Raw genomic sequence first — 14,852 nt, 5'->3', positions numbered from 1 at the left:
CATAAAACAGAATACTTTTTAAAAATATTCAAAAAGTTATTTTCACTTAACACAAAAATAACATATCTTTAGCGCTCACTAAATGGGAAAACACTAACGCATCCCCACATAACGTAATGGAATTGAAGGAGAAAATCCTTGTACATCTGTATTATCTGAAGGAGTTATGTATTGCAGAACTTTGCAAAAGTCTCGCAAAAAGCACCCCTATAGTTACAAAGGCAATTAATGAATTGTTAGATCAGCACATTATTGCAGACAAGGGTTTAGCCGCATCCACTGGCGGCAGAAGAGCTGCATTATATGCATTAAATGATGAGGTCGATCAACTCATTGTAAGCATATCCATTGATCAATTCTATACATCCATCCATATCTGCAATCTGAGACAGGAGATCCTATATGAGCAAGTAGACATTCTAATAGACCTCAACGAGTCCGCTGCTGGCCCTAAGATTATTGAAGCGCTCAAGATGCTTATCAATAGTCACAATGTAAACAAGACCAAAATTATAGGAATAGGAATTAGCATGCCTGGTTTTGTCAATACGACCCTCGGTGTCAATGATTCATTTGCTGATCATGAACCGATCCATCATCTCAAGGATTTAATTGAAAAAGAATTAAATATTCCAACGATAATCGACAATGATTCTCGTTGTGTCGCTTGGGCCGAAAAGGAATTTGGTGGTGGAGTCGACAGTACCCATACCTTAGTCATTAATCTGAATTGGGGAGTAGGTTTAGGGATTATCATTAATGGTGAAATTTTTACTGGTGCTACGGGTTTCGCTGGTGAGTTTAGTCATATCCCGCTTTCGAACACCAACAGTCTATGTTCTTGTGGAAAAAGGGGCTGCCTCGAAGTAGAAGCATCTTTAAAATCTGCCATAGAGCAAACGGAGATAGCCATCCAACAAGGAGAATACTCTATCTACAGTACGCTCATCAAAACCATGAGCAACAAAAATAACGCACTCATTGAGGCTGCAAAAATAGGCGATCAATTGGTTATTTACAATATCGGAAAGATCGGTTTTATGATCGGAAAAGGCATCTCTACCCTGCTTCACATCCTCAATCCGAATAAAGTTATCATCAGTGGTCGAGGGGCCGAGATCGGAAATATATTAGGACCGCAAATCCAGAATGCCATCAATGAATTTAGTATTCCGAGAATAGCTAAAATGACTGAAATAGAAATTTCCGGACTACACAAAACTGCACAACAAAAAGGGACAGCTGCATTAGTTGTCGAACATTATATCAATCGCATTTTAACGAATTAAACTCTTTACTTAATTACCTAAAAAATGAGTCTATTTTACAAAAAAGCAACGGGCCTAGCATTATGCACTATATTTAGTGCTTCAGCCCTCTATGCACAACAAACTATTACGGGTAAAGTATCTGATGACAAGGGACCTGTTTCAGGGGTTACTGTAGCAGTCAAAGGAACTACAAAGGCAACACAAACGAACGCCAGCGGATCATTCAATATCGATGCCGCTCCAGGAGAAACAATCCGTCTATCAATCGTCGGATACAAAACTCAGGAAATCGTTGTTGGCTCGACTAAAACGATTAATGTTACATTGACCGCAGATGCTTCGACATTAGGAGAAGTCGTCGTGACAGCAATGGGTATAAAAAGAGAAAAGAAAACATTAGGTTATTCTTTTCAAGAGGTTAAATCCGAACAACTTACAGATGCCAAAGAAACCAACGTTGCGAATGCTTTAGTTGGTAAAGTTTCTGGACTTCAGGTGATCAAAGGTTCTGCAGGTCCAGCATCTTCGACTAAGATCACGCTTCGTGGTAACAACTCACTTACAGGAGATAATCAGCCATTAATCATTGTTGACGGTGTGCCGATGAATAATTTCCTTGGCGGTATGAAAGGAAATGGTGATAAAAACAATGACATGTGGAATCCAGCAACCGATATGGGTGGCGGATTGGGCGATATCAACCCCGACGATATCGAGAGTATGTCTGTCCTTAAAGGCGGTGCAGCATCAGCGTTATATGGATCAAGAGCTGGTAATGGTGCCATCGTCATCACAACCAAATCAGGTAAAGCACAAAAAGGTGCTGGTATCACATATTCTTCCACCATTGGTCTTGAAACTATATTCATGACACCAAAGCTTCAAAACAGCTATGGTCAAGGAAAAGATGGTGTTTACAATCCAATAAGCACGACAAGCTGGGGCGATAAAGCAACTAAAGTATATGACAATATTGGTGCATACTTTAACACAGGTGTTAATCACACACAAAATCTTGCTTTTCAACAACAGCTGGGTGAAACCAACATCTATTCTTCTGCAACCTATCTAAATGATCAAAGTAAGATCCCGGGTTCTTCATTAGAGAGAATCAATTTGATGACGAAAGTTACCTCATCATTTGGCCCTGACAAACGCTGGACCACTGATGTCAAAGTGCAGTACATGAATATGAATGCCAAAAATAGACCTATTTCGGGCCAAAACAATTCAAATGTTTATAGCACTTTGTTTACCATGCCTCGTTCCATGAATATTCTGGATTTTAAAAACCCATTGAATGCAGTGGGGGATATGGCTTGGTATGGAACAAGTGAAAATAAAACAATGAACCCGTACTGGTTGGAAAAATACCGTTTGAATAACGATATCCGTGACCGTTTTATCATGAATGGAAACATCAAGTACAAATTCAATGATTGGTTGGATGCTGAAGCAAGATTTGGGCGTGATCAGTATACAACCAATTATGAAAACAAAACTTACGGCGGTAGCCCATTGATTACAGGTGGTAGTTATGGAGTTGGTAAAAATACATTCTTTGAGAATAACTTCACTGTAGCTTTAAATGCACGTAAAGATAACTTGATTGGAAAATGGGGTGGATCTGCTTCTGTATTCGGACAAATTATGAAAACGAGATCTACTGGGATAGATGCAAGTACAGGAGAACTTCAGGTTCCAAACTTGTTCTACATCAACAACAGTAAATCTTTTCCTACGATCGAACAGAGTTTACTGCAAAAACAGATCAACTCACTATACGCTACCGCGGAAATCAATTACGACAACTACCTATTCTTTAATGTGACTGGAAGAAATGACTGGTCATCAGCGCTAGGATTGGACAACAGATCTTTCTTCTACCCTTCCGTAAGTGGATCATGGGTAATTTCGGATATGATTAACAAAACTGGGGGTTCATTACCTAGCTGGTTATCTTTTGCGAAATTGAGAGGATCTTATGCTGAAGTTGGTAACGATCTTCCATCTTTCCAATTGTATAATGTTTACAACATTGGAAAAGATCCAAATGGTAATACCACCGCTGGTATGGGGAATACCAAATATAGCCCTAGCATCCTGAGCGAGCTAATCAAAACCATCGAATTTGGTTTCGACACCCGATTATTCAACAACAGATTGGGGTTGGATTTTGCTTGGTATAAAACCAATGCAACCAACCAGTTGATTGATCTTCCGATGAACCCTTATAGTGGTTATGAATATGAAAAAATCAATGCTGGAAATATTCAGAACTCAGGGTTTGAAATTGTATTGGACGGAAGGATATTAACCAATAAAGATCAATTAACCTGGAATTCAAGCCTGAACTTTTCAAGAAACAGAAATAAGATCATCAGTCTTGCTGACGGTGTAGATATGTACCCATTAGGATCTTATGACAACGTTTCTATCCGTGCCCTTGAAGGTGGATTATATGGTGATATTTATGGCACTAAATTTCTAAGAGTTGAAGATCCGAATAGTGAATTTAATGGTCAATTGATCTTAAATGGCAGTGGACTGCCACAGGCTGCAAGCGGCTTGCACAAACTCGGAAACCAAGCCCCTAAAGCATTGGTAGGTTGGAACAATAATTTTGCTTACAAAAACTTTGGGTTGAGCTTCCAAGTAGACGGAAGATTTGGCGGTGAATTCTTCTCCGGAACAAATCTAAATCTACAGGCAAATGGTAATGCTGAAGTCACAGCTCCAAATGGCGAGCGCAATCCGTTTGTCGTAGATGGCGTGATCGCATCTAATGGCTCTTACACAAAAAATACAATTCAAACCACGCAACAATTATATTGGACGCAAGTGACTTCCACTTCAGGAAACTACGGTATTACAGAACAAAATGTGTATGACGCAACCAATATCCGTTTGAGAAATGTGACATTAAGCTATAATTTCCCAAAAAGCATACTGGGCAACAGCATTGTACAACGCGCTAAAGTTAGCTTGACAGGAAATAATCTTTGGATGATTAAAAGTTATGCAAATGGTGTAGATCCAGAATCTGTATTTGCAATCAATTCGAATGCGACAGGCTTTGAGAACTTCTCTACGCCAACATCCAGATCATTCTTCCTTAATGTCACTTTAGGCTTCTAATCAATAAAAACGATAAATCATGAAAAATATCATAGCAAAAATAGGTTTTGCAGTACTTCTGGGAGGAGTAATCAGCTCATGCTCTAAATTTGAAGAGATGAACGTCAACCCTTATAAGGCCAATGACGATCAGGTCAAAATAGAATTCTTTTTTAACAATTCACTTACGGGTGCGCAACAAGATCCCAATATCGCTGAACGTATCTTTGTCCTCGACTGGAAGACCACTGGAAGACAGCATATGACCAACGGTTTAGCTACTGGAACAGTAAATGATGATTGGTCTAAAGAGTATTATAGATATTCAGCTGAATGGATCAAAAATGCAACCAAAGGAATTGAAGTTGCTACCAATGAAATCAACGCTGGATCCGCAAAAGATTATACCAATAATTTATTACAGATTTCCCGTATCTGGAGAGCATACCTGATCAGTGAGGTAACGGATAATTTTGGTCCTACCCCTATTGCATTTGCAGAAGGAGTCAATCCTAAATACAGTTCGGTGAAAGATGTTTACTACTATCTTTTCGAGGAACTTAAAGATGCGACATCCAAAATAAAACCTGGCATTAAGGTTCCTGATGATGTCGTGAAATTTGACCGTGCCTATGGGTTTAACGATGAGAAGTGGATCAAATATGCTAATTCAATGCGGATGCGTTTGGCGATGCGCCTATCTGAGGTTGATGCAAACAAAGCAAAATCAGAGTTTGAAGCCGCTGTCGCTACCAATAAGTACATCAGCAATACAGCGGACAATTTCACTGTTGCCGAGAAAGACGGTTGGGATCCATTGACTGGCGTTATGAGCCGCAGCTGGAACTACCAGGCGCTTTCAGCGACATTAAATAATCTATATCTTGGATTAGGTGGTATTCAAACAGAAAAGCAAGTTGCTCAAGATTTGAAATCTTCAATAAAAGCAGAGAACTACATTGGTAAGCGTTACAGTAACCATTTCACCAGCATGACTAATGATCCTTCTGCTGGTTACTGGCTGGATGGTCTTCCAAATAAAATAGACCCACGCGCATTGAAGGCATTCTTTATTCCTGGAGATTTTAACAATCAAAATTTCTTCGACAATGGAGATGACTCTAAAAAAACGGTAGATACCTTAGTGAATGGTAATACCAAAATTGCGGTAAATACAAAGTATACCTGGAATGCATTTTCATTAGGAGACTGGGCCGCAAAGGGAACAAACAACCGTTTAAGAAGCACATTAGTTGGTAAAGTTCCAGCAATCGCGGTTCAGTTCAGAAGAAGTGCAAATAGTCGCATCTTCTTTGCCAACTGGGAGACCTATTTCCTTTTAGCTGAAGCATCTCTAAAAGGATGGGTAACTGGAACAACAGCACAGGCAGCTTATGAAAATGGTGTCAGAGCTAATTTTGATTACTGGGGAGTAGGTCAGTTTGCTTCGGAATACCTAAGCTCTACAGACTATAACAGAGTGGGTACATCAGTTAGTTTCACACATATTGCGGAACCAGGTGATGCACATACCATGGATTATATCGATGGTTATACCAATGCTGCCGGTACAGTAAGCATTAAATACCCGGTCAACTCACTTTACAAAAATGGTACAGTACGCAATGACTTATTGACGAAGATTATTACTCAAAAATTCATCGCTAATTTACCTTGGTTACCATTAGAGTCCTGGAATGATCAAAGAAGATTGGGTTTACCATTCTATGAAAATCCTGCGATTGAAAATGCTTTACCGAACTTGCCTGATCTTACATCAGCAAACTTTATGACAAGCAATATCAAATTCTTTCCACAACGATTAGCATTCCCTTCTTCATTTAGGGATACTGATCCTGCTGAATACCAAAATGCGGTATCGCTATTGGGTGGTGCTGATAAAGTCTTGACACCACTTTGGTGGGCAAAACAGAAATAATTTTTTTAGACGACAAGTCAAATTTAAAGGAGGTGTATCATAGATACACCTCCTTTTTTTATATAGCCTTTATGCCCGAATTTTTCAATACGACCATTTTGAATTTATCTGAGTCATCAATCTAATCATAATGATGCGAATATCCGATATGTTACCAATTAGATCGTCCTGAAAAAATCACTTGAGCCTACATCTTGGTAATTGTCGTATAAGCCCAATTTGTCCAAACCCCATCTTTATTTTTTACCCGCGCCGAAACTGTATATGTACCGCTATTAGAAAATTGTATCCGTACACCAGTATGGTTTTCCAAGAGACAATCCAATCCCGAATCATATGTAATTGTTGCCGAAGGTGAAACCTGCCATTCCGTATCTACGGCATCAGTGCATCTATTGGGGTATAAAGCAACGAAATTCATAGCCGGCATCGGACCTGAACCTATTGTGGCCGATTCGCTCCATATCCCATTCAGTACCGTTGGCAGAGCTGCCTTAATAACCATTTTCGATTTTGAAGAAGGAGCCGTTAAATAGCGTTCGGCATTGGAATTTAAATCTGCCTTTGTGAAGCCAAAGCTTAGGATAGCTCCTAAGCATAGCAAGCTTTTGAAAATTTGATTTTTTTTCATAATTGTTTATTTATAATTGAAGGTAATCGGCTTGAAATCTGATCAAACCCTATATAAATATAAACAATTTGTTACATATTATATTCTCAATTTCACAATAAGACACAGCCATCTTATGTATTATATGTATAATTTTAACATTTCTTTTTAAAAAATTTAAAAAGAATTTTGAACTTAATAGAAATACTACATATCTTTATCACATCAACATAGTCTGGATCGCAGCTCATTCAGTTATTCGGACTTGGGAAAGACTAACGTTGTGCATACTAACTTAGATATTAGGTAAAATAATATCTGTTTAAACTTACAAACCAAAATCACCACTCACTGAAGTTGAACTAATATGGTTGTCGATATATTAAAAAATTTGTATTACCGGCCGATGCAACCGATTGCGGAAATTGCAAACACCCTATCCAGGAGCATACCTTCCGTTACAAAACAGCTGAATGGTTTGTTGACAAAAGACATCATCGTCGAAAAAGGATATGCCGCATCTACCGGGGGGAGAAAGGCTATTCAATATATGTTAAATGAAGACTTACCTCATATCGTCATCAGTATATCGATTGACCAGTTTTACACTTCAATAGCATCAACGAATTTAAGAGCGGAGGTACTTTGCGCTGAAAATAACATCCCAATTGATCTAAAGGATCCAAAAGCTTCGAACTTAATTATAGACGGCCTGGCTCATTTTCTTTCAACACATCACATAAATACGCAATTGATTATAGGCATCGGAATTAGTATGCCCGGATTTGTCAATTCTGAAACTGGACTAAATGAATCATATAACGAATATTCTCCCTTATACAACATCCGTGAGCAAATTGAGTTTAAATTCAATATTCCCGCTACTATAGACAATGATTCCCGTTGTGTTGCATGGGCAGAGAAAAAATTCGGTGCCGCACAAGCTTCCCAACATTCGCTGGTTATTAATCTTAACTGGGGGGTTGGCCTAGGTATCCTTATCAACGATGATATATTTAAGGGAACTTCAGGATTTGCTGGCGAATTCAGTCATATCCCGCTTTCTGATACATTGACATTGTGTTCTTGTGGAAAAAGAGGATGTCTCGAAGTCGAAGCGTCCATTAGTGCGGCTATTCGCAATATTCAAAATGACATCAAAAAGGGTGAATATTCAATTTATGAAAAACTTGAAGGGGAACATAACAATAAAATTGAAGCACTCATAGAGGCCGTCAAAATCGGAGATCAAGTTGCCATTAATAACACGGGGAAAATCGGTTATTTACTAGGGAAAGGAATATCCACACTAATTCATATCCTCAATCCTCACAAAATAATCATAAGCGGAAGGGGGGCTGAAATAGGTCAAATATTAACACCGCATATCCAAGTTGCTATCAATGAATACAGCATTCCAAAAATTGCAAAAGAAACAATGCTCAGTATCTCCAACTTGCACAAATGCGCTCAACAACTGGGTACAACAGCATTGGTAATCGAAAAATATATAGCACGCATAATAAACTAATAATTTACACAAATACCTAAAACATGAGTCTATTTTACAAAAGAACTGCCGGATTGGCCTTATGTACACTATTTAGTGCCACATCCCTTTACGCGCAGCAAAGCATTACTGGAATTGTTTCAGACGCTAATGGGCCTATCTCTGGGGTGACCGTAACGGTAAAGGGAACGACAAAGGGTACACAGACAATCGCCAATGGATCTTTTACTATTCAAGCCGCCCAAGGTGAAACATTAAGAATTTCGATTGTTGGATACAAAACACAAGAAATTGTCGTTGGATCAAATAAAGCGATCAATGTTACATTGACCTCCGATGCAGCGGCACTCGATGAAGTCGTTGTAACGGCGATGGGTATAAAACGCGAATCTAAAGCCCTGGGATACGCGGTAAGCAACATTAAGGCTGATGAAATTACAAAAGCAGGAAATACCAACTTCGGTTCCGCATTATATGGTAAAGCACCTGGCGTAAAAATTACCACCGCACCCGGTGGTTCAGCCAGTGCTGTAAATGTGCAGATTCGTGGTATCAATTCATTAAACTACCAACGCCAGCCGCTTTACGTTGTGGACGGAATTATTATCCGAAACGATCAACAAAATGGTGCCGCCGGGGCCAACAACAACAACTTCGATCGCGATCAAAGAATCCGAGGAAACGGGATGCTGGATATCAATCCTGCAGATATTGATAACATCTCCATTTTAAAAGGTGCAGCAGCCAGTGCATTATATGGTTCAGATGCTGCAAGTGGGGTGATTGTGATTACAACAAAAAAGGGAACAAAAGGACGTGGTCTAGGAGTCGATTTTAATTATACTGGATCATTGGAACGCGCAGCGTTTTTACCGAAATTTCAAAATGAATATGGCCCAGGCTATGATGCTGGTATCAACGTGACCAATGGCGCTACTGCAGAAGGTTGGATTCTTGATCCTAAATCCCCGAGCGGCCGGAGGCCTTACTTTAGATCCTACGCAAGTTTTGGCCCAAAATTTACGGGAGAAGACGTCCTATGGTGGGATGGTCAGGTTAGACCTTATGTCGCACGCAAAAACAATTACTATGATGTCTTCGACAAAGGATACAACTCCACCGCAAACGTTGGAATATCAAATCAGACTGAAAAACTCAATTATCGTTTGAGTGCGACCCGTATGGATTACAAAAGTACCAGTCCTGGAAGCAAACAAACAAAAAACACGTTTAATTTAAATAGTTCTCTAAAGCTAAGTAACCGTTTATCCACTGATATCGTAGCGAATTATATCAACACCAATACACATAATAGAACGTATTTATTGGGTCAGGTACTTGGTAGTTTTGACGGCTTCTTCAGTCGAACTGAAGATATGGCCGCTATGAAAAAAGCGTATCAAACATCAGATGGTTATAAGTATTCTAAATTAGGAACAGGACGACCAGAAGATTTTATCTACACGATGCGTGCATCAAATCTATTGGATTATTTCTGGAATCAATATAAGAACAGTTATGATGAAGTTGAAAACCGTATCTTAACCAGTGCTACGTTAAACTGGGATGTGGTTGATCACCTCAAATTCAGAGGTAGAATAGGAAATGACTTTACATCAGCCACCAGTACAAATAAGCAGTATACTGAGAATGCAACAAAGTACAATTCGCCATCAAGCAGCACGGGAGGTTATTCAACAACCAAAGGAGCCTACTCAATTTTATATGGCGATTTAATGATGACATATAGCAATAAGATCAATGAGAATTTCGACTATTCTGCTAGTGTTGGTTTTCAATCTCGATCAGAAAATTATGATGATCAATCGTCAAGCACCGCTTCCGGACTTGTTACTGAGAATTGGTTTAGTTTAAGTAATAGCTTAGCACAGGCAACAACGACGAATGCTCGAAAAGAAATGCTTAAATACGCTTACTTTGGTTCATTAAACATTGGCTACAAAGGCTTTGCTTATCTAGACGGAACATACCGTTCAGAATATTCATCAACTCTTCCTACACAAAACAATAACTATCAATATGGTTCCCTTAGCGGTAGCTTTATTTTTAGTGATGCATTTAATATCAAATCCGACAAGTTTACCTATGGTAAGTTACGTGCTTCGTATGGTATCGTAGGTAATGATGCGGCTATTTATGAAGCAAATATCGCCTACACTCAAGCTCCTTTATTAACTGTGAATGGAGCTATACCAGCATTAACCTACAAAAATCGATACGGTAATCTAGATCTCAGACCAGAGAGGAAATACGAAATGGAATTCGGTTTGGAATTGAAATTTCTAAAAAATAGATTAGGACTAGATGCGAGTTATTACAACAACTACATCGAAGATCAAATTCTTGGGTTGACAACACCTGCATCAACAGGAGCGACATCTCAACTCCTCAATATTGGAAAAATAGCCAACCACGGTTTAGAACTATCTATTAACGGAACACCTATTCAAAACGAAAATTTCACTTGGACTTCTAGACTAAATTATTCTTTCAACCGCTCTAAAGTCAAAGAACTATTGTCTGGTGTTGACGAATTGGTTTTTTATTCGGCTGATGCCAATTCATTAAAAATTACGGCAAAAGCAGGAGAAACTTTGGGAAATATCTATGTATACGATATCGCTAAAGACGCCAATGGCAATAATCTTATTTCGGATGAAGGGTTCTATGTAATGGATAAATCCAAATACAAAATGGTCGGTAATATTATGCCTAAAGCGATTGGTGGATGGACGAATACCTTCAATTATAAAAACTTTAGCTTAGATTTTACAGCTGATTACCGTTTTGGTGGTAAAATGGTCTCTGAAAACCTTAAATATGGAATGGCTTCTGGGCTTTATGAGAATACGCTTCCATACAGAGAAAGTGGCATTACACTCCCAGGTGTTAATGCGAACACAGGAAAAACCAACGATGTACATTTAAGCGGGGCAGAATACTACTTCAATACGTTTAACTGGGGCGATGATTCTTGGTCTGAAAAAGGTGCGGTCTATGACAATAACTTTATCAAATTAAGAGAACTCTCCATTGGCTACCAGATACCGGACAGTTTTACAAAGCGTATCAAAATGAACAATCTTAGATTTTCATTAATTGGAAGAAATCTATTCTATTTCTATAGAACATTGAAAAATCTCGATCCGGAAGCTCCAGTAGGAAATGCATGGTGGGCTCAAGGTGTTGACGTAGGTTCTTCTGCCGCTACAAGAAGCTTTGGATTTTCATTACACGCTAATTTTTAATCACTTTTTACTGAAATCATGAAAAAAATATTTTTTACCATATTTACACTGGCAACTGCATTGACCTCTTTGGTGGGTTGTAAAAAGCAATTGGATGAAAAATTTCAAAATCCAGATGCTACTGAAAAAGCCAGTATTTCAGCGTTCTTTGCTGAATTGTTAAATAATGACCGAGTGAGACCTTCCTATTGGCATTATAGAACCTTCATTTTATCAAATCAGGCAATCTATACACAAACCGCATCATTTATCCCTTCCAACTCAATGTATCAGCCAAATGATGGTTATTCATACGATTACTGGGTAGATTTCTATTCGCCGGGTGTATTGGGTATTTACAGAGCGATGGAAAAAGCCTATGCCGCACTTCCTACAGAAGAACAAGCCAATGCCAAAATTATCTTACAAGCAGCAAAAGTAGTTGTCGTAGACGAAGCTTCGAAGCTAGTAGACAACTATGGCGATATTCCGTTCAGTGAAGCTGGTAGCCTGCCTGCAACAAATGTGATCAAACTTCCAAAATTTGATGAGCAAAAAGAGTTGTATTATCAATTTATATCAGATTTAAAAGAGATAAACAATTATTTCGGAACCGTAGAATCTAATCCAGAATTTGCAAAATATGACATACTAAACAGCGGTAATGTTAGCAAATGGAGAAAATACACAAACTCCTTGAGACTTCGTTTATTAATGCGAATCTCCAATGTTGATGAAGCCAAAGCTCGCACAGAGATTTTAGAGATCCTAAATAATCCAAGCCAATTCCCGTTAGCAGATGGAAATAATGTCGGCAGTTACGATCCAAAAACAGAAGATATCCTTTTAGCGCCGTTGACAAACTATACGGGTACATTAAGACAAGGGCTGATAGAGGGGCCTAATCACTATGCTACTGATCATATGTTAAACAAGGTGATGTTACCATCAAAAGACCCTCGTATTCCAGTATTCTATGACAAATTTGGGGTAACCGTAAATAACAAATTTATACCGAACAAGGAGTATAAAGCGATGCCGATTACCTTCACGTCTACTGAGATGGAAAAGAACTATCAAAGTTATTCTGTTTTGGACTCCACAACATTTGCTGACAATAAAGAACTTCCTGGCATTGTATTTTCCGCCAGTGAAACCAACTTTATTAAAGCTGAAGCTCAATTAAGATGGGGGTCAAGTGCAACAGCAAAAGAGGCTTATAACACTGCCTTAAAACAGTCCATATCTTTCTACTACTATTTGAACAATATAAATAAGTCTGGTTTAAAAACCGAAACTAAACCTGCTGAAACTATAATCAATGATTTCATTGACAAATCCACGGTAACATTCACAGGTGATAAAAATAAAGACCTTGAGTTAGTCTATACACAAAAATGGCTACACTATGGTTTTCTACAGGCACAGCAAGCTTGGTCCGAATTAAGACGGACAGGCTATCCAGTTTTAACCTTTCCGGTAGCCGGACTTGTGAACTTTGCAAATCCACCTATGAGGTTGAATTATCCTTCTTCTGAAGTCTCAAACAACAGTAAAAATTATGAGGCTGTGAGGGCAAAAGACACAAGAACAACCAAAATTTTCTGGGACGTCAATTAATCGACACTACATCTACCAAATAGAAAGCCACTCTCGGGTGGCTTTCTTATGTTCATTTTCATTATATTTATACATGCAAAAACTGACAACCATTATATCAACCGCATTGCTGGCAACAACTTCTACATTGACCTTTGGGCAAGCACACAATGTATCGGGTGGCTACCAAAAACCCACAGACCCCTTAGTGATCGAAAACCTCGAACAATGGCAGGACATGAAATTCGGTCTTTTCATGCACTGGGGAACCTACAGTCAATGGGGAATTGTTGAAAGCTGGAGTATCTGTCCCGAAGATGAAGGCTGGACACAACGCAAACCAGAGCATGGCAAAACCTATTTTGAATACCTCAAGAATTACGAAAATCTGCAGACAACATTCAACCCGACAGATTTCAATCCTCAAAAATGGGCCGACGCAGCAAAAGCAGCCGGAATGAAATATGTGGTCTTTACAACCAAACATCATGATGGATTTGCAATGTTCGACACCAAAGAATCGGATTATAAAATTACTTCTACCAAAACACCTTTCTCCTCCAATCCCAAGGCAAATGTGACCAAAGAAATCTTTAATACATTTCGCAACGACGGGTTCAAAATCGGAGCCTACTTCTCCAAACCAGATTGGCACTCCGAATACTATTGGTGGCCCTATTTCCCACCAAAGGACAGAAATGTAAATTATGACCCGAAAAAATATCCTGAACGTTGGCAGAAATTTAAAGATTTCACCTACAACCAGATCAATGAACTAACGTCGGAATATGGTAAAGTGGATATTCTATGGTTGGATGGTGGACAAGTACGTCCCCTAGAAACTGTAGACAAGTCAGTAGACTGGCAGCAGACGATCAAGGTGGATCAAAATATTGACATGGACCGTATCGGTGGTATGGCCCGAAAAAATCAACCAGGTCTTATCGTGGTAGACCGTACTGTTCCCGGAAACTGGGAAAATTATGTGACACCCGAACAGGCAGTCCCTGAGCATCCATTGGATATTCCTTGGGAAAGCTGTATTACTATGGGAGACTCCTTTAGCTATGTTCCCAATGACAATTACAAACCAACAAAGAAAATCGTCGAAACGCTTGTCAAGATTATTTCCCGTGGTGGCAACTATTTACTTAACATCGCCCCAGGCCCCAAAGGTGACTATGACCAAGCAGCATATGATCGTCTAAATGAACTATCAGCTTGGATGAAAATCAATCAAAGCGCAGTATATGCAACACGTACCGTTGCCCCTTATCATCAAGGCGACTACTATTACACCAGAAGTAAGGACAGCAAGATCGTCAATGTATTTCACCTTTCAGCGGGAGACGCTTATCAACAGCCTAATGAATATGTCTTTCAGGTTCCAGCGGATTTTAAAGTGAAAAAAATCACAATTTTGGGCCATAAAGGTCGCTTGGATTGGTCACAACATGATAATCAGATCACCCTGAGAAGTCCGGGCACCAGATTCAATTATGCTACCGCGATTCAATTGCAAAGCAAATAATAAAAAAGCAGCTGAATTACATCAGCT

The 14,852-nt window shown here is 39.1% G+C and carries 8 protein-coding genes; 7 read left to right on the top strand and 1 reads right to left on the bottom strand.

Annotated elements, in window-relative coordinates:
• Positions 1–122 precede the first annotated feature (122 nt).
• The 3 genes from DFQ12_RS23345 to DFQ12_RS23335 are packed head-to-tail and all read left to right on the top strand — an operon-like array spanning position 123 to position 6,327.
• Positions 123–1,289 carry an ROK family protein gene (locus DFQ12_RS23345; protein WP_167457343.1) on the top strand — a complete coding sequence of 389 codons (1,167 nt, stop codon included), beginning with the start codon at positions 123–125 and terminating at the stop codon, positions 1,287–1,289.
• Between the two features lie 24 nt (positions 1,290–1,313).
• Positions 1,314–4,409 (top strand): SusC/RagA family TonB-linked outer membrane protein, encoded by a 3,096-nt coding sequence (locus DFQ12_RS23340; protein WP_120261467.1) that lies wholly within the window; start codon positions 1,314–1,316, stop codon positions 4,407–4,409.
• Positions 4,410–4,428: 19 nt separating this feature from the next.
• Entirely contained in the window at positions 4,429–6,327 is a 1,899-nt protein-coding gene (locus DFQ12_RS23335; protein WP_120261466.1) for a SusD/RagB family nutrient-binding outer membrane lipoprotein, read from the top strand.
• Between the two features lie 187 nt (positions 6,328–6,514).
• Here the strand turns inward: DFQ12_RS23335 and DFQ12_RS23330 are convergent, their stop codons facing one another.
• On the bottom strand, positions 6,515–6,958 hold the full coding sequence (locus DFQ12_RS23330) for a hypothetical protein (RefSeq protein ID WP_120261465.1): 444 nt from the start codon (positions 6,956–6,958) through the stop codon (positions 6,515–6,517).
• Between the two features lie 385 nt (positions 6,959–7,343).
• Between DFQ12_RS23330 and DFQ12_RS23325 the strand changes: the two genes are divergently transcribed.
• The 4 genes from DFQ12_RS23325 to DFQ12_RS23310 all read left to right on the top strand — a co-directional run bounded on the left by DFQ12_RS23325 (position 7,344) and on the right by DFQ12_RS23310 (position 14,825).
• The gene (locus DFQ12_RS23325; RefSeq protein ID WP_167457342.1) at positions 7,344–8,468 is read left to right on the top strand and encodes an ROK family protein; all 1,125 of its coding nucleotides are present in this window, start codon (positions 7,344–7,346) and stop codon (positions 8,466–8,468) included.
• Positions 8,469–8,491: 23 nt separating this feature from the next.
• Positions 8,492–11,716, top strand: a complete 3,225-nt coding sequence (locus DFQ12_RS23320; RefSeq protein WP_120261463.1) for a SusC/RagA family TonB-linked outer membrane protein — start codon at positions 8,492–8,494, stop codon at positions 11,714–11,716.
• Positions 11,717–11,734: 18 nt separating this feature from the next.
• Positions 11,735–13,315, top strand: coding sequence for a SusD/RagB family nutrient-binding outer membrane lipoprotein (locus tag DFQ12_RS23315; RefSeq protein WP_120261462.1), 1,581 nt, complete (start codon positions 11,735–11,737; stop codon positions 13,313–13,315).
• Positions 13,316–13,388: 73 nt separating this feature from the next.
• The gene (locus DFQ12_RS23310) at positions 13,389–14,825 is read left to right on the top strand and encodes an alpha-L-fucosidase (protein WP_120261461.1); all 1,437 of its coding nucleotides are present in this window, start codon (positions 13,389–13,391) and stop codon (positions 14,823–14,825) included.
• Positions 14,826–14,852: the final 27 nt, after the last annotated feature.

Origin of the sequence: Sphingobacterium detergens, from assembly GCF_003610355.1 — a bacterium.
GTDB classification, from domain to species: domain Bacteria; phylum Bacteroidota; class Bacteroidia; order Sphingobacteriales; family Sphingobacteriaceae; genus Sphingobacterium; species Sphingobacterium detergens.
This window is presented reverse-complemented; position numbering and strand designations above follow the sequence as displayed.